At 50.8% G+C, this 17,787-nt stretch carries 18 protein-coding genes; 16 read left to right on the forward strand and 2 right to left on the reverse strand.

From position 1 onward, the window contains the following. Nucleotides 1–40 precede the first annotated feature (40 nt). A complete protein-coding gene (locus I8J30_RS15430; RefSeq protein ID WP_210659116.1) occupies nucleotides 41–748 on the forward strand; it encodes a DUF554 domain-containing protein in 708 nt (235 codons plus the stop codon). A gap of 83 nt (nucleotides 749–831) precedes the next feature. On the opposite strand, the gene I8J30_RS15435 is transcribed toward I8J30_RS15430, so the two are convergent. Beyond that, complete coding sequence (locus I8J30_RS15435; protein ID WP_210659118.1) at nucleotides 832–978, reverse strand: hypothetical protein; 147 nt, start codon at nucleotides 976–978, stop codon at nucleotides 832–834. 222 nt (nucleotides 979–1,200) lie between these two features. Between I8J30_RS15435 and I8J30_RS15440 the strand changes: the two genes are divergently transcribed. The 15 genes from I8J30_RS15440 (at nucleotide 1,201) to I8J30_RS15510 (ending at nucleotide 16,791) form a co-directional block, all read left to right on the forward strand. Beyond that, nucleotides 1,201–2,256 (forward strand): Gfo/Idh/MocA family protein, encoded by a 1,056-nt coding sequence (locus I8J30_RS15440; protein ID WP_210659120.1) that lies wholly within the window; start codon nucleotides 1,201–1,203, stop codon nucleotides 2,254–2,256. A gap of 44 nt (nucleotides 2,257–2,300) precedes the next feature. Further along, nucleotides 2,301–3,407 carry a Gfo/Idh/MocA family protein gene (locus tag I8J30_RS15445; protein WP_210659122.1) on the forward strand — a complete coding sequence of 369 codons (1,107 nt, stop codon included), beginning with the start codon at nucleotides 2,301–2,303 and terminating at the stop codon, nucleotides 3,405–3,407. Nucleotides 3,408–3,444: 37 nt separating this feature from the next. Beyond that, nucleotides 3,445–4,248, forward strand: a complete 804-nt coding sequence (locus I8J30_RS15450) for a sugar phosphate isomerase/epimerase family protein (protein WP_210659124.1) — start codon at nucleotides 3,445–3,447, stop codon at nucleotides 4,246–4,248. Nucleotides 4,249–4,323: 75 nt separating this feature from the next. Continuing rightward, complete coding sequence (locus I8J30_RS15455; protein WP_210659126.1) at nucleotides 4,324–5,754, forward strand: sulfatase family protein; 1,431 nt, start codon at nucleotides 4,324–4,326, stop codon at nucleotides 5,752–5,754. After that, the gene (locus tag I8J30_RS15460; protein WP_210659128.1) at nucleotides 5,747–6,745 is read left to right on the forward strand and encodes a Gfo/Idh/MocA family protein; all 999 of its coding nucleotides are present in this window, start codon (nucleotides 5,747–5,749) and stop codon (nucleotides 6,743–6,745) included. Before I8J30_RS15455 ends, I8J30_RS15460 begins: the two co-directional genes overlap by 8 nt. Before the next feature lie 32 nt (nucleotides 6,746–6,777). Next, nucleotides 6,778–7,344: an adenylyl-sulfate kinase gene (gene cysC, locus I8J30_RS15465; RefSeq protein WP_091217044.1), complete on the forward strand. Its 567-nt coding sequence runs from the start codon at nucleotides 6,778–6,780 to the stop codon at nucleotides 7,342–7,344. Further along, nucleotides 7,341–8,768 (forward strand): sulfatase family protein, encoded by a 1,428-nt coding sequence (locus I8J30_RS15470; protein WP_210659130.1) that lies wholly within the window; start codon nucleotides 7,341–7,343, stop codon nucleotides 8,766–8,768. The genes cysC and I8J30_RS15470 overlap by 4 nt, the downstream gene beginning before the upstream one ends. A 41-nt stretch (nucleotides 8,769–8,809) precedes the next feature. Next, a complete protein-coding gene (locus I8J30_RS15475; protein ID WP_210659132.1) occupies nucleotides 8,810–9,691 on the forward strand; it encodes an AraC family transcriptional regulator in 882 nt (293 codons plus the stop codon). A gap of 22 nt (nucleotides 9,692–9,713) precedes the next feature. Continuing rightward, nucleotides 9,714–11,129, forward strand: a complete 1,416-nt coding sequence (locus I8J30_RS15480) for a sulfatase family protein (protein WP_210659133.1) — start codon at nucleotides 9,714–9,716, stop codon at nucleotides 11,127–11,129. A 159-nt stretch (nucleotides 11,130–11,288) separates the two neighbouring features. Further along, complete coding sequence (locus tag I8J30_RS15485) at nucleotides 11,289–12,299, forward strand: HoxN/HupN/NixA family nickel/cobalt transporter (protein WP_210659135.1); 1,011 nt, start codon at nucleotides 11,289–11,291, stop codon at nucleotides 12,297–12,299. Nucleotides 12,300–12,373: 74 nt separating this feature from the next. Continuing rightward, the gene (locus tag I8J30_RS15490) at nucleotides 12,374–12,655 is read left to right on the forward strand and encodes a YqkE family protein (RefSeq protein WP_210659137.1); all 282 of its coding nucleotides are present in this window, start codon (nucleotides 12,374–12,376) and stop codon (nucleotides 12,653–12,655) included. A gap of 130 nt (nucleotides 12,656–12,785) precedes the next feature. Next, on the forward strand, nucleotides 12,786–13,220 hold the full coding sequence (locus I8J30_RS15495) for a hypothetical protein (protein ID WP_210659139.1): 435 nt from the start codon (nucleotides 12,786–12,788) through the stop codon (nucleotides 13,218–13,220). A 366-nt stretch (nucleotides 13,221–13,586) separates the two neighbouring features. Beyond that, on the forward strand, nucleotides 13,587–15,350 hold the full coding sequence (gene abc-f, locus I8J30_RS15500) for a ribosomal protection-like ABC-F family protein (RefSeq protein ID WP_210659141.1): 1,764 nt from the start codon (nucleotides 13,587–13,589) through the stop codon (nucleotides 15,348–15,350). 232 nt (nucleotides 15,351–15,582) lie between these two features. Further along, nucleotides 15,583–16,302, forward strand: a complete 720-nt coding sequence (locus I8J30_RS15505; protein ID WP_210659143.1) for an alpha/beta hydrolase family protein — start codon at nucleotides 15,583–15,585, stop codon at nucleotides 16,300–16,302. 33 nt (nucleotides 16,303–16,335) lie between these two features. Then, nucleotides 16,336–16,791: a GNAT family N-acetyltransferase gene (locus tag I8J30_RS15510; RefSeq protein ID WP_240548089.1), complete on the forward strand. Its 456-nt coding sequence runs from the start codon at nucleotides 16,336–16,338 to the stop codon at nucleotides 16,789–16,791. A 65-nt stretch (nucleotides 16,792–16,856) separates the two neighbouring features. On the opposite strand, the gene I8J30_RS15515 is transcribed toward I8J30_RS15510, so the two are convergent. Further along, a complete protein-coding gene (locus tag I8J30_RS15515) occupies nucleotides 16,857–17,702 on the reverse strand; it encodes a 3'-5' exonuclease (protein ID WP_210659145.1) in 846 nt (281 codons plus the stop codon). Nucleotides 17,703–17,787 lie beyond the last annotated feature (85 nt).

Below are 17,787 nucleotides of genomic sequence, written 5' to 3' on the forward strand. Positions count from 1 at the left end.
GTACGATAGAAGGGAAGTGAGAGATAAAGGGGAAAATAACGTGGTATTGACAGGAGCGGTCGTAAACGCGGCAGCGATCATTGGCGGAGGTGTGCTTGGCATTGTATTGCCTCGCGTCAAGGATGAGATGAAGAAAACGGTTATGGCCGCGATGGGCATGCTGGTGCTGGTGCTGGGGATTGGAATGGCATTAAAGTCGGACAACTTTGTCCTTGTGGCATTCAGCTTGGCGATCGGCGGCGTTCTGGGGGAGCTCTTGAACATTGAAGGGAAACTGCAGAAGCTTGGAGAGCAGCTGCAAACCGTCGTAGCCCGCAACAAACCAAGCAACATTGCGGAAGGATTCGTCACAACGACGCTCGTATTCTGTATCGGGGCTATGGCGGTGCTTGGTTCGCTGGAGAGCGGCTTGCACGATAATCATAACATCCTATTTACAAAATCGATCCTGGATGGTTTTCTGGCGCTGCTCTTCGCGTCGACCCTGGGAGTAGGCGTGTTATTCTCGGCGATACCGATCTTGTTGTACGAAGGGGCACTGACGCTGTTCGCTTCGGCGATCACGTCATGGATGGGCGATCAAGTTCTGGATGCAATCATTCTGGAAATTACATCCATCGGCGGTATTTTAATTATGGGTATCGGCATTAATATCTTGAATGTCATGCGTATCAGAGTCGCGAACTTGCTTCCGGCGATCGTAATCGGGGCATGTCTGGTTCCGATCATGCAGTGGTTGGCGATTTAGATGCTTTAAATAAAAAAACAGCGGAGCTGCAAGCATGCTTGCAGCTCCGCTGTTTTTTTGTTGGCCATTACGCCGTTTTACCTTTAACCCGTGGATGGGCTGTTCGGTACATTGCCTTTCTGGTTGCGGTTCCGATCCGTTGAACCGGCAACATCATTCTCGGCTTGTCTGGATTCCGTCTGCATGGCGTTCATTTTGCCTTGCAGCGTTTTGTTCTTATTTCTGGACAATACTCATCCTCCTCGACGATATGTAGTTGCCTTGAGGGAGGCGGTCATAGGTTGCCCAAACCGTGCTCCACCGATTCTTATCTTCTCCATCGCTATCATTTATGTCCTGATCGCAATAGTTATTGTCCAGATCGACCATGATTCCATGCTATAGGTTGATTATGATGAGGGAAGTAATCGTTTACATGGTCAGAAAACAAGTGAAGGAGAGGTATGAACCCAATGATTGGAGTTGGAATCCTCGGATTTGCCCATGGGCATGTCAATGCTTATTGTGACGAATGGAAGACGGCTGATTATGGCGTGAAGGTGCTTGCTGCTTGGGATCATGATGCGCAGCGGCTGGAGACCGCGTGCACGACGTATGACCTGCAAGGGTATGCGGATGCGGTCCATGTAGTCGAACGAAGCGACATTCAAGCGGTAGTGATTGCTTCCGAGACATCGCGTCATGCCGAATTGGCAGAGCTCGCCGCTGCTCATGGCAAGGCGATTATCTTGCAGAAGCCGATGGCGCTTACCCTGGCGGAAGCAGATCGAATCGTGGCGGCCGTGCAGGAGCATCAAGTTCCGTTTACGCTGGCTTGGCAGATGAGAACGGATCCTCAAAATATCCAGATGAAGGAATGGCTGGAGAGCGGAGAGCTTGGTCAAATCTTTATGGTCCGACGTCGACACGGTTTGCCGGTTGGTCTCGATGCTGATTTTGCCAACAGCTGGCATGTCGATCCGGCAGCGAACCGCGATATTTGGGCAGATGATTCCGCGCATCCGACTGATTTTATTCACTGGCTGCTCGGTGCGCCGGATAGTGTAACGGCCGAAATTCGTTCCATGTATAACCCGCGTATCCCCATGGATAACGGAATTGCCGTGTATCGTTATGCGGACGGTCCGATTGCTGAGGTTAGCTGCTCATTTACTTGTACTTCGGCTCAGAATACGACAGAAATTATCGGGGAGCTTGGCACGATCGTTCAGAATTACGGGGACGCCACCAGCTGCAATGTTCCTCGTCCTGACGATGGCGCAGGGCTTATGAAATATACGGCAGCGACAGGCGTTTGGACCGCTAGCGACATCGCGACGCCAGCGAACCATGGCATTCGTATCCGAGGACTTGCGAAGCCGCTGGCTGAATTCCTTCGGGGCGAACGTGCGCCGATTGCGACGGCCGAAGAAGGACGCACCTCATTGCGAATGGTGCTTGCTTCGTACGTTTCTAGCGAAGAAGGCCGCCGTGTACAGCTTAGCGATCCGAAGATCGAGAACGTTTAATAGACACACCAATACCTATAAAACTATTTCAGGAGGACTCAAACATGGCGGTTAAAATCGGAATCGTAGGGATGAACGGAATCGGAAATTTACACGCGGCATGCCACAAAGAAGATGAGCTCGCTGACCTCGTAGCGGTATGCGACATCATCAAGGAACGTGCGGATGCCGCAGCAGAGAAGTATGGGGTGAAAGCTTACTACTGCTTGAAGGACATGATCGAGAACGAGCCGGATATCGAAGTCATCGATGTCACGACAGGCGGAATCGACAACGGAAGCTGGCATTTCGAGCCTGCGATGGAAGCCATCAGCTACGGGAAGCATGTGCTGGTTGAGAAACCGCTGTGCCATGATATTCGCGAGGCGCGCGAGCTCGTTGCCTACGCAGAGAAGCAGAAGGTTTACCTCGGCTGCAACCTGAACCATTATTTCACCGAACCGGCCGCGAAAGGCAAGCAATATATCGAGAACGGCGAAATCGGCGAGCTTGTGTACTGCTTGGCGAAGATGGGCTTTAACGGTGGAGAGGCTAATTATGGTCCTGCAGGATCCGGCAAAGTCAAAGGTCACCCGTACTTCCATATGAAGGCGTTTCTTACGCATCCACTTAGCGTAATGAGACATTTCTGCGGGGATATCACGCATATTCAAACGTTCTCGGATCGTCCCGGCTTCCGCAGAAGCGCAGGCGATGTCATGGCCTCGATCAACAGCATTCATCTGAAATTTGCCAACGGCGGTGTCGGTTACTTGCTCAGCCAGCGCGGCGATGCAGTGTACGGCCTTGGCGGCTGGTGGAGTCTGGAGATGGCCGGAACGAAAGGAACGTTCTGTATTGAGAACTGCGTGGAGAAAATCTCGTACTGGAAAGCCGAGAAAGGCATTCCGGCAATCAGCGTTCAGCCGGAGCCGGTAGTGACGGACTATGGCACCAACGACTTCAATACGACGTTTAATCACAGGCTGCATGCTTTCTTGGAAGACGTATCGAACAAGGTGCCATTCGAGGAGCTGCGCGCTAATGGCCGCGATGCGCTTGCTGTATTGGAATATACCTTCGCCGTTATCGAGTCGTTCGAGCGTGGGGGAGAAATGGTTAGACCGCATCCGCTTCCGCCGCTTCACGGCGATCCGCTGTTCTTGAAATAAAACCAACACTATTTCGATCCTTGAGGAGGATATAACAATGATACAAATTGGCGTGAACTCGGTACTATTCAAATCTTATGATTTCGCTCAAGCAGCCAAATTGATTGCGCAATGCGGGTACGACGGCGTGGAAATCTCCGCGATCCAAGGCATGTGCGAACATCTGGATCTCAGCCGCTGGCAGGAACAGAAGGATGAGCTGCAAGCGATCGTGCAAGAGAATGGCTTGAAATTCCTCTCGATGGAGGTCGCTTCGCTGAACGAAGAGCGCCTGCTGCTTGCTTTCGAAGCGGCGCAAGCCATCGGAATTCCGATTATTAATGTCGGACCCGGCGGTAAATCCGGCGTAGACGAGGATTTGGCTGCATCGATCGCGACGCTGAGCCGCTTGTCAGAGATCGCCGGTACTTACGGGGTTACGCTTTGCGTGAAAGCACATGTCGGCAGCTCGATCTACAACACGCCGACTACACTTGCGGCGATGGAACAAATCCCGTCTTCTTCATTCGGTATCGATATGGATCCAAGCCACATTCACCGTTCCGGCGAGAATGCGGAAGAAGCACTTCCTGCCGTAATCAGCCGCGTGAAGCATATTCACATCCGCGACTGCAAAGGCCGCGAGCAAGGACCGGGTTCAATCGAGCTGCAAGCATGCGGACGCGGTGAAATCGATCTGTTTGGATACTGTGAGGCACTGGTAGCCGGAGCTTATGACGGCCCGGTAGTGCTGGAAGTTATCGGCGCGCAGCCGACACATACCATTGAACAAGTTACTGCTGTTGCCGCTGAGTCCTATGGTTATCTGAATGCTGTCTTCAAGAAATTAAACGCTCGTTAGACGGTACGGTTGTACGTTTATACAGTCACATTATTGCTCGTCCTGCCAAACAATTTCGCTTAGGAGGCAACTGCCATGTCTGCAAAAAAACCTAATATTCTATTCTTCGGTATCGACAGCTTGCGCCGCGACCATATGAGCGGTTATGGCTATTCCCGTCTAACGACGCCATACATTGATAAGCTTGCTTCGCAAGGCGTGCTGTTCGAGCAGCATTTTAGCCCGAGCATTCCGACTACGCCTGCTTACGCTTCCATGCTGACAGGGATGGACGTGTTCGGAACAGACGTTGTCGCGCTTCGCCATGAAGGCCCGCTTGGCGGACATGTGGACACGTTGGCAGAAGTGCTGGAGGCGAACGGTTACAATACGACTTGCATCGGATTTACCGGCAATCCATCGGCGCGCGGCTTCCAGAACTACCTGAATTACGAGTCTTGGCTTCCGGACGAGGAGAGCGGTCGTGCCCCGAAGGCAGAGAACCTCAACGATGTTGCGATTCCGGAGCTGGAACGCCTAGCGGCGGAAGATAAACCGTTCTTCCTGTTCCTGCGTCATATGGATCCGCATTCGCCGTATTTGCCTCCTCAGCCGTTCGAGCGGATGTTCTATGGCAAAGACGAGAAAGACCCGTCCAATACTTCGATGGAGCCGGTATATGATTTCAAACCATTCGGCGATTATTTGAAATCTTGGATCGGGGAAGACGTAACCGACCATGAATATGTAACCGCCCAGTACGATGGTTCTATTGCTTATATGGACATTGCCATCCAAACGTTATTCACGAAACTGACCGATATGGGCATCGAGGAAGATACGCTGATCGTCATTACCTCCGATCATGGCGAAACGCTGTATGAGCATGATTGTTATTTTGATCACCATGGTCTATATGACTGCACGCTGGTTGTACCGCTTATCATCAAGTTTCCGGGACGCGTGCCCGCCGGCAAAAGAGTATCGAGCGTCAGCGTCATCTCCGACATTATGCCTACGGTTCTCGACTTGCTCCAAATTGAAACGAATACGCCTTATGACGGACGCAGCTTGAATGCCTTCATCAAAGGGGAAGCCGATAGCAGTTTGGAGAAAACCGAGCTCTATATCACAGAGTGCACATGGATGCGCAAACACGGCTGGCGTACGCCGGAGTGGAAGCTAATCTGCTCGCTCGAACCCGATTTCCATCACAAACCGGAAATCGAGCTGTACAATTTGATTCGCGATCCCCAAGAGAATGAGAACGTAGCGGATCAAGAGCCGGAAGTTGTTGCCTTCCTGCAGCAGCGGATGAACGAATACATCGCTAAACGCGAAGAACAAGTTAACCGGACCAATCCAATCTACACGAACACCAACTGGCACGGACAGAACAAGATTTTCACTTCCTCGCAGGAAGCATACGACTCGCTCTATATCGGGTCGATCAACAATGCACGCAAACTGCAGCAGAAGGAAAAGGAACAAGAAGCAGCCAAAGAAACGGTTGAGAGCAATGATTAAGGTAGCTGTCGTAGGCGTTAACCATATTGGCAAAATCCACTGCCACGCTTACAAGCGGCACCCGGATACGGAGCTGACAGCGGTATGCGATCTCATGCAAGATCGTGCCGAAGCGGCGGGAAAGCTGCATGGCGTTCCATACTATACGGATTTACGTGAGCTGCTTCAGAAAGAAGACGTGGATGTTGTCGTTGTGGCAACGGCCGGCGTAGAGAAGGGCAGCCACCACTTCGCTCCGACGATGATTGCAATCGAGGCGGGCAAGAGTGTCTTCGTCGAGAAGCCTATCTCGAACAACATCGATGAGGCGCGCGCGATGGTGGCCGCTGCAAGAGAGAAAGGCGTTCGGCTTGCTTGCAACCTGAATCACCGGTTTACGCCTGCTGCCTATAAAGCCAAGGAGCTTGTCACTTCCGGCAAGCTCGGCTCCTTGCTCTTCCTGAATATGCGGCTTACGATCCGCAATCCGCAGGAGGATACGGAATGGCTGCATATGCGTGCGCTGCATCCGCATTCCATCGATGTCATGCGCTATTTCGCAGGGGACATCAAGCGCGTGCAATCCTTTATGACCAAAGCTCCGGGACGTCAATCGTGGTCAACCGTATCGATTAACATGGAATTCGAATCCGGTGCTGTCGGACATTTGACGGGCAGCTACGATATGTCGATGCGGCATCCGATTGAATATTGCGAGGTAGCAGGGAATGAAGGCCGGATCGTCGTAGATAACGTATATGAAAGTATGACGTATTATCCGCATGAATCCGATGAGCTGACAGTCGTTCGGAATCCGCTGTTTGGCGGCATGAAAGGCTTCGACGATACGTTTGATCAGCGCATCAATTGTTTTATTGAAGAATTGAAATCAGGCGCAACGCCTGAACAGATTACGGCATCAGGAGCAGACGCGCTTGCAGCCCAAGAAGTCATTGAAGCGGCCATTAAGTCGCATCAGCTTGGAGGAGCTCCGGTTACAGTCCTTTCTTAGGGATGCTGCAGGAGATACGGAGGGAAACAAACATGAAGAACGGTTATGGCTCGGTACTTTGGTTTACCGGACTATCCGGAGCAGGAAAAACGACGACAGCCAAAGCCGTTGAGAAGAAGCTGCTGGAGCGTGGAAGACGGGTAGAGCTGCTTGATGGCGACGAGCTGCGAGCTACTGTTTGCAAAGGGCTTGGCTTTAGTATGGAGGATCGTTTCGAGAACATTCGAAGAATCTCCTACATCGCGAATTTGCTCTCCCGTAACGGGGTTGATGTGCTGGTCTCAGCCATCAGCCCTTACAAAGCCATGCGAGAGTACGCGAAAGAGCAAATTCCAACATTTGTGGAAATTTACGTGAAATGCCCGCTCCATGTGTGCGAAATGCGCGATGTGAAAGGGTTGTACGCCAAAGCGAGATCCGGGGAAATCACACGGTTCACCGGCGTATCCGATCCTTATGAGGAACCGGATAATCCCGCGATTACGCTGTGCACCTCCACTTCGACGCCGGAGCAAAACGTGGATCAGGTTCTGGCTTGGATCGATGTAAACGCGTCGACGATGTACAAAGACCACCAGAAAGGACTAAGTGGGCTATGAAAATTATTCTAATCTCGCTGGATACGCTTCGGGCCTCTCGTTTAAGCAGCTATGGCTATACGAAGCGAACAAGTCCCCATATAGATCAAATCGCTCGTGACGGCGTACTCTTCGAGCAGGCTTATGCAGCCGATATTCCGACAGAGGTTGCCCATACAGGCGTCTTTACCGGCAAAATCGGGCTGACTACAGGTGCCGTCTCGCACGGCTCCGATTTGACGCAGCTCCCGAAATCAGTGGAGTGGCTGCCCAATATATTGCGCTCAGCCGGGTTTACGACGGCGGCCGTCGATAATATGTATCAGCTGAAGGAATGGTTCGCACGCGGCTACAACTACTATATCAACAGCGTTGGCGGCAACCGCTGGATTGATGGCAGCACCGTGAACAAACTGGCTTTGCCATGGATCGATCAGCATAAGGATGAATCGTTCTTCTTATTTCTGCATTATTGGGATGCCCATACACCGTATTTGCCGCCTGAGTCCTATATTCCGGAATTTTATGATTCGGCAAAGGATCCGTTTGATCCGCGTAACAAAAGCATGGAGCCTGCCTATAATCATTCGGCCTACCCGTTTTTCAAGCACCATCATTATGATCTCGTCGGTGAAGTGACAGACAGCGATTATTATGATGCGCTCTATGACGCGGAAATCCGTTATTTGGACGATCGCTTGAAGGAACTGGACGATCATTTGGCGAAGCTAGGTATTCAAGAAGACACGCTGCTCGTCCTGTTCGGCGATCATGGCGAGAGCTTGACCGAACATGATATTTATTGGGATCATTGCGGCTTATATGAGCCGACCGTTCATGTACCCGTCATTATTAGATGGCCGGGACGTATGCCGGAAGGAAGACGCGCGTCAGGTCTTGTGCAGCAGGTCGATCTGCTTCCAACCTTGCTCGAAGCGATTCGCAAGGAAGCACCAAGCGGAATCGATCTGTCGAAGCTGAATGACCCTGCAGGACTGGACGGCAGAAGCTTGTGGCAAACGATCGACGGTGCGTCTGAAGGGACGCATGAAACGGTCTTCTTAAGCGAATGTGCGTGGCAGGCAGCCAGAGGGATTAGGACGGATCGTTACAAGTTTATCCGAACCTATGATGCCGGACCTTTTACAAGGCCGCCGCGTGAATTATATGATTTATCCGTGGATCCCGAGGAGAAAAAGAATCTGGCGGATTCAGAGCCGGCGCTGGCTGAAGCGTTCGAGCTAGAGCTGGAAGAATGGGTTCAACGAAAGCTTCACGGGCGGCAAGACCCGATGGTCGTGCAGCTTGAAGAGAGAGGTCTGCCATTCCGCAGACGGATCGAACAGATCTTGGCGGGAGCGGGAATGACTTGGGATGAGTGGAAGAGCAATCCCGACCGCGCTAAGTTTGATGAAGCAGCCAATAAACATTCACACAGTAAATAACCGGATGGGCAAGTCAGACTTATTGGTGAAGGTGGGCGTGTATGAAGGATATCTTGAGCAGTACCGGATTTATGAAAATCGAATTTCCTTTCTGGATTACACGCACGGTTCAAGGCTCTATTCGCGAGCATGGGCATGAATTCGTCGAGCTTGTGTATGTCGTTCGGGGGAAGGGGATGCATGTCTTCGAAGGCACCCATTATGCCGTTCATGCCGGAGACGTGTTTATTATCAATCCCGGTGAAACCCATGCTTACGAAGTAGAAAAAGGCGAGCAGATGGAAATTATCAACTGCTTGTTTATGCCCTCCTTCATCCCGGATGCCTTGCTTGCCGAGCTGGAGATCACCGGATCGATGGATTATTTCTATGTGCATCCCTTCCTGAAGGAAGATGTCCGGTTCAATCACCGCCTTAATTTGCATGGGCAGGATGCGGCTCATGTGCTGATGCTGCTCGAAAATATGCTCAGAGAGATGAATGGACGCTCAATCGGCCACACCACGCTAATTCGGCTGCAGCTCATCGAGCTGCTCGTCCTGCTCTCTCGTTATTACACGCTGATGCAGCAGCAGCGCGCACATCCTTCACCGCGTCAGATGGAACGTGAAATGACGGCGAAGCGCATTTACGGCTATCTCGAACGTAACTATGAGAAGAAGATTACGCTCCAATCGTTATCTTATTTGTTTAGCTCCAGCATCAGGCAGCTAAATCGGTTGATGCAAGAGGAATACAATCGCAGCGTTTTCGAAGCGCTGCATGAGGTGCGGATTGAACGTGCCAAACATTTGCTTATGGAATCCGACGAGAAGGTCATTGTCATTGCTACGATGGTTGGCTATGAAGATCAATCCTTCTTCAACCGGTTGTTCCTCAGACATGTAGGCTGTTCGCCGAGCCAATACCGTGTAAGCGGCTAAACGAGAGGAGACAACAACCGTAATGGTACAGCGCCCTCCTAATATATTGCTAATTACAGCCGACCAATTGCGTTATGATTGTGTCGGCTACAGCCGCGTCTATCCCGTCCAAACGCCGAATCTGGATCGGCTTGCGGCGCAAAGCACCGTGTTTCACCATGCCTACTCGCATATACCGGTTTGCAGTCCTGCCAGACAGTCGATGCTGCATGGCAGAAGGGCCGAAACAATCGGCGCTCTGTGGAATTATAATGCGTTTCTGCCGGTTGGCAGCTTGCAGCCGGAGCAGTATTCTTGGAGCGCGGCACTTGCGCAGCAAGGTTATCGCTCTGCCTTCCTTGGCAAATGGGGTGTCAATCCAAGCGAGGATCCAACAGCGTTCGGCTATGACTCCTATGTGAGTGAAACAGAGTATAGAGAATTTCGGAAGGATCGTTACCCGGAGCTAACCTATACGAATGGCTATTTCGGTGAGACCAATCCGATTCCGCTTGCGGATTCGGAAACACATTGGTTCGCGGATCGAACCATCGAAGCGATCGATCAGCTGAACGCCGGTGAGGAGCCATGGCATGTGGCGGTCCACTTCGCAGAGCCGCATCTCCCATGCCGCCCAGCCGGAAGGTTTGCTGATATGTATGATCCGAATCAGATTCCGGAGTGGCAAGGATTTCGAGAATCGTTCCAGGGCAAACCTTATATTCAGCAGCAGCAGCTTATAAGCTGGGGAGTAGAAAGTTATACGTGGGCTGACTGGGCACCGGTAGTTGCCCGCTATTACGGCATCATTAGCCAACTTGATGAAGCGATTGGCCGGATTCTTGAGTCGCTTGAACAAATGGGAGCCGCGGAGAATACGGTCATTATATTCACGGCAGATCATGGCGATATGTGCGGCTCTCATCGGATGATGGATAAACATTATATTCTCTATGATGATGTGGTGCGTGTACCGCTGATGATTTCATGGCCTGGCCACTTGCAATCTGGGGCAACAAACGATGCATTCGTCTATAATTTACTTGATATGGGCCCTACAGTGTTGGAGCTTGCCGGAGTTATCGATGAGCCGCCTGTGAGGTTTCATGGCCAATCGATCGTACCTCTGTTGAATGGCAGCTTAGCGCAGCAGGGGGCGAACTGGCGTGATGAGATTGTAGCGTCTTATAACGGTCAGCAATTCGGCCTATTTACGCAGCGCATGATCCGGACGCAAACCTGGAAATACATTTGGAATTTAACGGATACGGATGAGCTCTATGATCTACAGTCCGATCCGGCCGAGTTAATCAATGTGATTGGGGAATCGGCACACGCAGAAGTGGTGGCAGACCTGAGGAAACGTTTGTTTGACCGACTTTCTGAAGATGAGGACCCGGTCGTCTCCAATGAATGGACACGCAGACAGCTTCTAAATGGAGCAAAATTGCATAAATAAGAGAGACATGGATCGGAGTGCGAACCAGACTGGCAACAGTTTGGGCACTCCTTTTTTATGGATCCGTTTTTGGGTATGGCTTTTCCAAAGCGTTCCTTTTATAATGAATTCACATATTCTTGTTAGATTATCTGACATGGTGAAACGGAGGGAAGACGGATGCATGAACTTTGGAAACAGCGCAAATCTTGGGCAGGCTACGTAATCGTCGTCTTGGCTCTTCATCTCATGGGTTTCATTGGGTTAATGGTGGCGGTACGCTCGGATGCAGGATTCTGGAGCCTCGGATTGTTAGCGTATACGCTCGGCATGCGTCATGCGTTCGACGTGGATCATATTGCTGCTATCGATAACACGGTGCGAAAGTTAGTCCAACAGAAACGGAATCCGCTAGGAGTAGGCTTCTATTTCTCACTGGGTCATTCGTCGGTCGTATTCTTGATGGTGCTTGCCATTGCCTTCTCGGTGAAGTGGATTCAGAACGAAATGCCCTTCCTACAGCATACGGGCAAGCTGATCGGGACATCGGTTTCGGGTATTTTTCTGCTGTTAATCGGTATCATCAATTTACTCGTGCTCATCAATTTGTTTCAGTTGTTTCGCAGTATGCGCAGCGGCAATCATAATCAGAATGAACTGGAAGAGCTATTGGAAGCGCGAGGGTTATTCTCCAGGCTGTTTAAGCCGCTGTTTCGTCTCATTAGCCGCAGCTGGCATGTGTATCCGCTCGGATTCTTGTTCGGCCTTGGCTTCGATACCGCAACAGAGGTAGGGCTGATGGCGATTTCCGCAGGCGCGGCGCAGAGCTCCGTGTCCATCATCGGTATTCTCGCTCTGCCGCTCTTATTCGCATCCGGCATGAGTCTCTTGGATACAGCAGATGGCATGTTTATGACCAAAGCTTACCGCTGGGCCTTCAATACACCGCTTAGGAAAATGTTTTATAACGTTACCGTCACAAGTGTATCTGTCATATCAGCGCTGTTGATCGGCATGGTGGAGCTGCTGCAAATTCTAACGGAGAGGCTGAACCTGCAAGCTCCGTTCCTGCAATGGGTTAGCAGGCTTGATCTGGGAGACCTCGGTTATTTCTTAGTCGCCTTGTTCGCCATTGCATGGCTTGTGTCGGTGGTCGTCTGGAAGACGATGAAGCTAGAGGAACGTTATTAGTAAAGCTGCTCTAGCTAGGGTACTAGCAACGAAGCGCCCTGACTTGATATAATGATCGCAGGTAGGTGATCACGATGGCTAAGAAATCGAAGTACAAACCGGCTTCCCACTCGCAGCAGCAGCTGAAGCAATCCAATGAGGAGAAGCCTGCGACACTGAAGGATCTATTGCGACCGGAAGTGCTTGATAAGCTTAAAGGCGCGGCTCAGGATTTAAAAGATGCGGAAGAAAAGCGTAAGGCAGACCTACGCAAGCAGGAGGAAGACGCGCGCGCGGCCGAGAAGAAACGGCAAGAGAACGACTTCGAATATCTCCTAAATAACAGCAAGCTGGATTGGCGTAATAATAAAAGCTAATCGTAAAGAAAGCTCACGTCTAGCCAATAGACGGGAGCTTTTTTCTATGGAATTATTTGGATTACACGACCACCTGTCCAATCTTTATCTTTCTATTTTACATATGAATACATAAAGGAGGTGATGTATTATGGCTACAATTTTGCTAGATTCGAAAACATCACAAAATGCGAGTTACGCCAACTCCATTGCTATTCCGATCACGGTAATCAACACGCCTAACCTGATTGCTCAGCAAACACTCAATTTATCCGCAGGTGTTGCTGGACAAACACGGGTTGAATTTACAGGCGTAGCTGCAGTTCAATTGCCGCTTCTTCCGCTTCTGACAACGATTAATATCTTCGTTACAAGAGGGTTGACATCAGCAGATATCAACGTGTTTTCCGCTTCGCAAAACCTTGATCTGAGCATCGTCGGACCGCAGCTGCTTGCGTTCTCCGGCTCTGATTTCAACGCGCCTAATATTGCGAATCAAGCGTATTCCGTATTCATACAATCTTCTGCACTTGGTACGATTCGTGTAGGACCAGAGAGCTTCAACTTCACCGCATACTCTAACTAAACTTGTTTTTTAAATTAGAGGGGTGCAAGCGCGACATCATCATGCTATAATTGGGTATCTTGAACGTTGTAGGAGGTATCCAATTAGACATCATGTGGACCTAATTTTCTGTCGATCATGATTTTCGAAAATGACGATAAGAAATGAGCTCAGCCTGTGCGCGGAGCGGAATAGGTTACGTGTGTCTATAGGAGAAGACTCCTGCTGCCTTAATGGATGCCAATCATTGGCGTTTATTTTAGGTATGTTCACGCTATCTCTATATCCGTATATCCTAAGCCGCAGGCGTGCCTTGCGGTTTTTTTGTTGTCTTCGACAATCATCGCCCATGTCAGTTGTTCAACTAAACTAAAAGTGGTGATTGGTATGACATTATTAACATTGCGCGGAATTAAGAAAAGCTTCGGCGACACGAATGTGCTCGTGAAGGTAGACGCCGATCTGGCAGGCCGAGAACGGGTCGGCTTGGTCGGCATGAATGGTGCAGGCAAAACAACGTTGGCCAATATGATCTTCGGCAGCATCCAGCCTGACGAAGGCAAGCTAACGTTCCACAAGGATCAGCTGCGAATCGGGTATCTGCTGCAATCGACTTCGTATACGGTTAGTACCTTCAGCCAAATGATGGACCCCGCAGCGGAATCGCGTGAAACCGAGCAGTTCCTGCAAACGGCAAGCCACCTTGGCTTGCAGAAGGTGAAGGAATGGGACGGCGAACGTCTTGCCGGACTAAGCGGAGGCGAGAAAACAAAGCTTGCCATTGCACATATCTGGGCCTCGAAGCCGGACATTCTGCTGCTCGATGAACCGACGAATCATTTGGATTTTGACGGCGTCGATTGGCTGGTGCAAGAACTGAGACGTTACAGCGGGACGACGATCGTCATCTCGCATGACCGTTATTTCCTGGATCAAACCGTTGACCGGATAATCGAGCTGCAAGATGGCGTTTCGACGTCCTTCCCCGGTAATTATTCGTTCTATCGGGAGGAGAAGGCACGCCGCTTCCAAAGCCAGTTGCATCAGTTTGAAGAGCAGCAAAAGTACGAGCAGAAGATTGAAGCGGAAATCAATCGGCTAAAGAATTGGTCCGATAAAGCGCATCGCGAAGCAGGCAAGGTCGGGAAAATGGCTGAAATGCGCACCGGCGTGAAAGAGTTTTATCGCAGTAAGGCCAAAGCTATGGATAAGCAGATCAAGTCGCGATTGCACCGTTTGGAGAAGATTGATCTGGAAGGCGTTAAGAAGCCGGCAGAGGAAGCCAAGGTGTCCTTCGGCTGGGACCAACCGGAGAAACGCGGACGCCGGATCGTGGAGGCGCAGCGGATCACCAAATCGTATGGCGGCAGATCGCTGTTTGCAGACAGCTCCTTCTATCTGCAGCGGGGAGAGAAAGTCGGCTTGCTTGGACCAAACGGCAGCGGTAAGACGACGCTCATTCAAATGCTGCTCGGTCAGAAAACAGTCGATTCCGGACAGCTGTGGATTAGTCCGACAGCCAAGGTCGCCTATTTAACGCAGGATGTAACGGATCTGGATCAGCGTCGCACCGTCCTGGAACTGCTTCAAGACAGTCATGAAATTCGCAGCGATGTCGGGAAAGCGCGGACGATGCTGGCCAATATGGGCTTTGATGCATCCATGCTGCAGAAGCCGATCGCTCAGTTAAGTCTCGGGGAGCGAACGCGTATCAAGCTATCCCAGCTCATGATGCGCGAGCAGGATCTGCTGATTTTGGATGAACCGACCAATCATCTGGACTTGACCAGCCGAGAGCAGCTGGAAGCAGCGCTATCGGACTATCGGGGCACGCTGATTGTAGTTTCCCATGACAGGTATCTGATGGATAAGATTTGCACGAAGCTGCTCGTCTTCCAAGATGGCGGAATTAAGCGGATCGAATCCGGCTATGAGGCGTTTCGAGAGAAGCCGCAAAGCATGAAGGCTGCGGAAAGCGATGACCAAGTTGCCAAGCAGCAGCTGGAGGAAGAGAAGATGGTAATCGCGAATCGGATCGCCTTTCTTCTTGGCGAATTCAGTTTGCTCAAGCCAACCGACAGCCGTTATACGGAACTGGATGCGGAGTATAAGCAGCTCCTGGCGCAGAGGAAACAATTGAATACACGCTAATAGGTACAAGAGTTATGTTGGCATGCTATGACTGCCGCATAACTCTTTTTAATGGTCAAGTAGCCATCGGTCATGTGCTTCAATTGCTTGAAAATGAGAAACGACTGCGCAGGTTTCGAATATAATATCTTAACGTTTGCAGCAGTGAATGACAACGTATTCACCGCCGCATACTAAGTGCTGACGGTCGTACTAGCTTAATCGGCCAACACAACAGGGCGGTGACAACAGCATGCAAGCAGATGTTACCTTGGATTGGGATGTCTACTTATTGGCGGGCATAGGCTCGAGTCGTACGATTTTTGCGGAATGTGTGAAGGAGCTGCAGCAGCGATATGCCGAAGCCGGCAAAGCTTCTAGCATCAGGGAATTATTCCCATATGGCGATCACACGCATAATTTCTTTCAGCAGTTGATGAAAGTACGCAAGGATCTATACCGGTTTCGACGTGCCGTACAGTTTGGTGCTCGCGCCGTCGCGGGACAGGTGCGCACGCAATCCGCAGGCAAGCCCGTGCTGTTCATAGGGCATAGCGGAGGAGGCGTTGCGGCTTACCAAGCGGCAGTTATGCTGCATAAAGAAGGCGTGATTCCTGATTGGAGAGTTGTGCAGGTAGGTTCACCCAAGATGCCGATTGCAACGGACTACATCAGTAAAGTACATTATGTCGTGGCGGTAAACGAGAAGGGTGCGTGTGCCGATTTAATAACGCGGCTGGGCAGTTGGGGCGGCATTAGCCGAAACCGGTATGGCATATGGTACTGGAATCGTGTAAAATATGCTCCGAAACATATTATTCCGCTTCCGTTAATCGGGGGGCATCAACACTATTTCCGCAAAGAAGCGCCTTACATTCATCCCGTTCGAGGCTCTAACCTTGTGGTCATGATCGACGTGATTTGGGAGCGGGTAGCCAGGGAACTGGCGCTTGCGGCTTCGAGTTTGATGTAAGCGCAGACTTGCGGGGCATGAAGGGAATGTGCCATGATACGTACTATTCTAACGTACCAAGCGACGATGCAAGACCTTCCGGAATTAGCTGTCTTATTTGATCAATACCGGCAATTTTACGGCCAGTCTGCAGATCTTGAAGGTGCCCTGCAATTTCTGAAGGAGCGCTTTATTCATCGGCAATCGGTCATAATAGTCGTCGCGAAGAGCAATGGTCAATTGATCGGATTCACGCAGCTGTACCCGACTTTCTCCTCCATCTCCATGCAGCGGTCGTGGATACTCAATGATTTATACGTCTCGGAGGCGTTTCGAAGCGTCGGCGCCGGCCAGCTGCTGCTCGATGCGGCGAAACAGTACGGTGAGCAGACGGAGGCGAAAGGGATCGAATTGTCCACGGCTATTGATAATAAGGCGGCGCAGCGACTTTATGAACGCAATGGCTATGAGAAGGACGAAGCGTATTTCCATTATTATCGTAAGTTATAAGAAAAAGCTTGGTGAGCAGCGCATCCGACATGCATTGCGCGCACCAAGCTTTTTTAATGTTCCCGTTACACTTCCGTTGTCGTTTCGCCGCTGCTGTTGCTGCCGGATTCGCCGGACTCGCTTACTTCCGATTTGGTTGGGCTGCTGCGGATTTTGCGCGGTCCTTTGGCCATTTCTGCGTCGAAGTAAGCTTCGAGCTCGGCAACTTTACGCGGATCCTCGAGTGTGACCTTGCCGCTGAGCACATGCTCTACGATCATCGCCCAAGTCGGCGTCACTTTCTGGGATGCGATAATGCGGATCGCGTTCTTGACGATTTTACGTTCCTTCGCGTTGGAATAGACGTCCTTGAACTGCTGAATCCGCTCGAAATCCATATGCTCAAAAACAGCGCGGAAGATGTCCGCCGTCATCCGTGCATCCTCCAACGCGCGATGAGCATTGTTCTCTTCACCGCCAAGTCCAAGCTCGTTCAGGGCCGTTTCGACACTCACATCGTTCGTGACATCCTTGTAACGGATATATCCTTTCAACAAATCGAAGTAATTAACCGCAAGCCAATATGCATCGTCCAGGTTATGCATGCGCGTATCGAACACGATCCGCTTCATATCTTCGCCGCCCCAAGTGACGAACAGGAAGTTCTCATTCGCGCCAAGCCAATTCATAAAGTCGCTTATAACGGCCGGGAAGCCTTCTGCCTCATCGATGCCTTCTTGCGGAATGCCGGTTTTCTTCTTAATGAATTCGTTAAGCTTGGCAAAATAAACAGGTTTGACCAAAGCGGAGAATTCAGAAATGGGCTGCAAGGCCGCATTTAATCTGACCGCTCCGATTTCAATCACTTCCATCGGCAAATCGCTTGCGAATTTGCGTCCGTTAAACTCGATGTCTAGAATAATGTAGTCCAATTATGAAACCTCCGCTGCATTGTTGTCGTCCTTCATTGTAACAGAATAGGGCCATGCTGTCTTGCGAAGCGGGAAGTTACCGCTT

This window comes from Paenibacillus lignilyticus, assembly GCF_017942085.1.
Classification (GTDB): Bacteria; Bacillota; Bacilli; order Paenibacillales; family Paenibacillaceae; genus Paenibacillus_Z; species Paenibacillus_Z lignilyticus.

Coding starts and splice junctions, on each gene's coding strand:
- I8J30_RS15440 (WP_210659120.1), top strand. CDS start 1,201: ATGATTGGAGTTGGAATCCTCGGATTTGCCCATGGGCATGTCAATGCT.
- I8J30_RS15445 (WP_210659122.1), top strand. CDS start 2,301: ATGGCGGTTAAAATCGGAATCGTAGGGATGAACGGAATCGGAAATTTA.
- I8J30_RS15450 (WP_210659124.1), top strand. CDS start 3,445: ATGATACAAATTGGCGTGAACTCGGTACTATTCAAATCTTATGATTTC.
- I8J30_RS15455 (WP_210659126.1), top strand. CDS start 4,324: ATGTCTGCAAAAAAACCTAATATTCTATTCTTCGGTATCGACAGCTTG.
- I8J30_RS15460 (WP_210659128.1), top strand. CDS start 5,747: ATGATTAAGGTAGCTGTCGTAGGCGTTAACCATATTGGCAAAATCCAC.
- cysC (WP_091217044.1), top strand. CDS start 6,778: ATGAAGAACGGTTATGGCTCGGTACTTTGGTTTACCGGACTATCCGGA.
- I8J30_RS15470 (WP_210659130.1), top strand. CDS start 7,341: ATGAAAATTATTCTAATCTCGCTGGATACGCTTCGGGCCTCTCGTTTA.
- I8J30_RS15475 (WP_210659132.1), top strand. CDS start 8,810: ATGAAGGATATCTTGAGCAGTACCGGATTTATGAAAATCGAATTTCCT.
- I8J30_RS15480 (WP_210659133.1), top strand. CDS start 9,714: ATGGTACAGCGCCCTCCTAATATATTGCTAATTACAGCCGACCAATTG.
- I8J30_RS15485 (WP_210659135.1), top strand. CDS start 11,289: ATGCATGAACTTTGGAAACAGCGCAAATCTTGGGCAGGCTACGTAATC.
- I8J30_RS15490 (WP_210659137.1), top strand. CDS start 12,374: ATGGCTAAGAAATCGAAGTACAAACCGGCTTCCCACTCGCAGCAGCAG.
- I8J30_RS15495 (WP_210659139.1), top strand. CDS start 12,786: ATGGCTACAATTTTGCTAGATTCGAAAACATCACAAAATGCGAGTTAC.
- abc-f (WP_210659141.1), top strand. CDS start 13,587: ATGACATTATTAACATTGCGCGGAATTAAGAAAAGCTTCGGCGACACG.
- I8J30_RS15505 (WP_210659143.1), top strand. CDS start 15,583: ATGCAAGCAGATGTTACCTTGGATTGGGATGTCTACTTATTGGCGGGC.
- I8J30_RS15510 (WP_240548089.1), top strand. CDS start 16,336: ATGATACGTACTATTCTAACGTACCAAGCGACGATGCAAGACCTTCCG.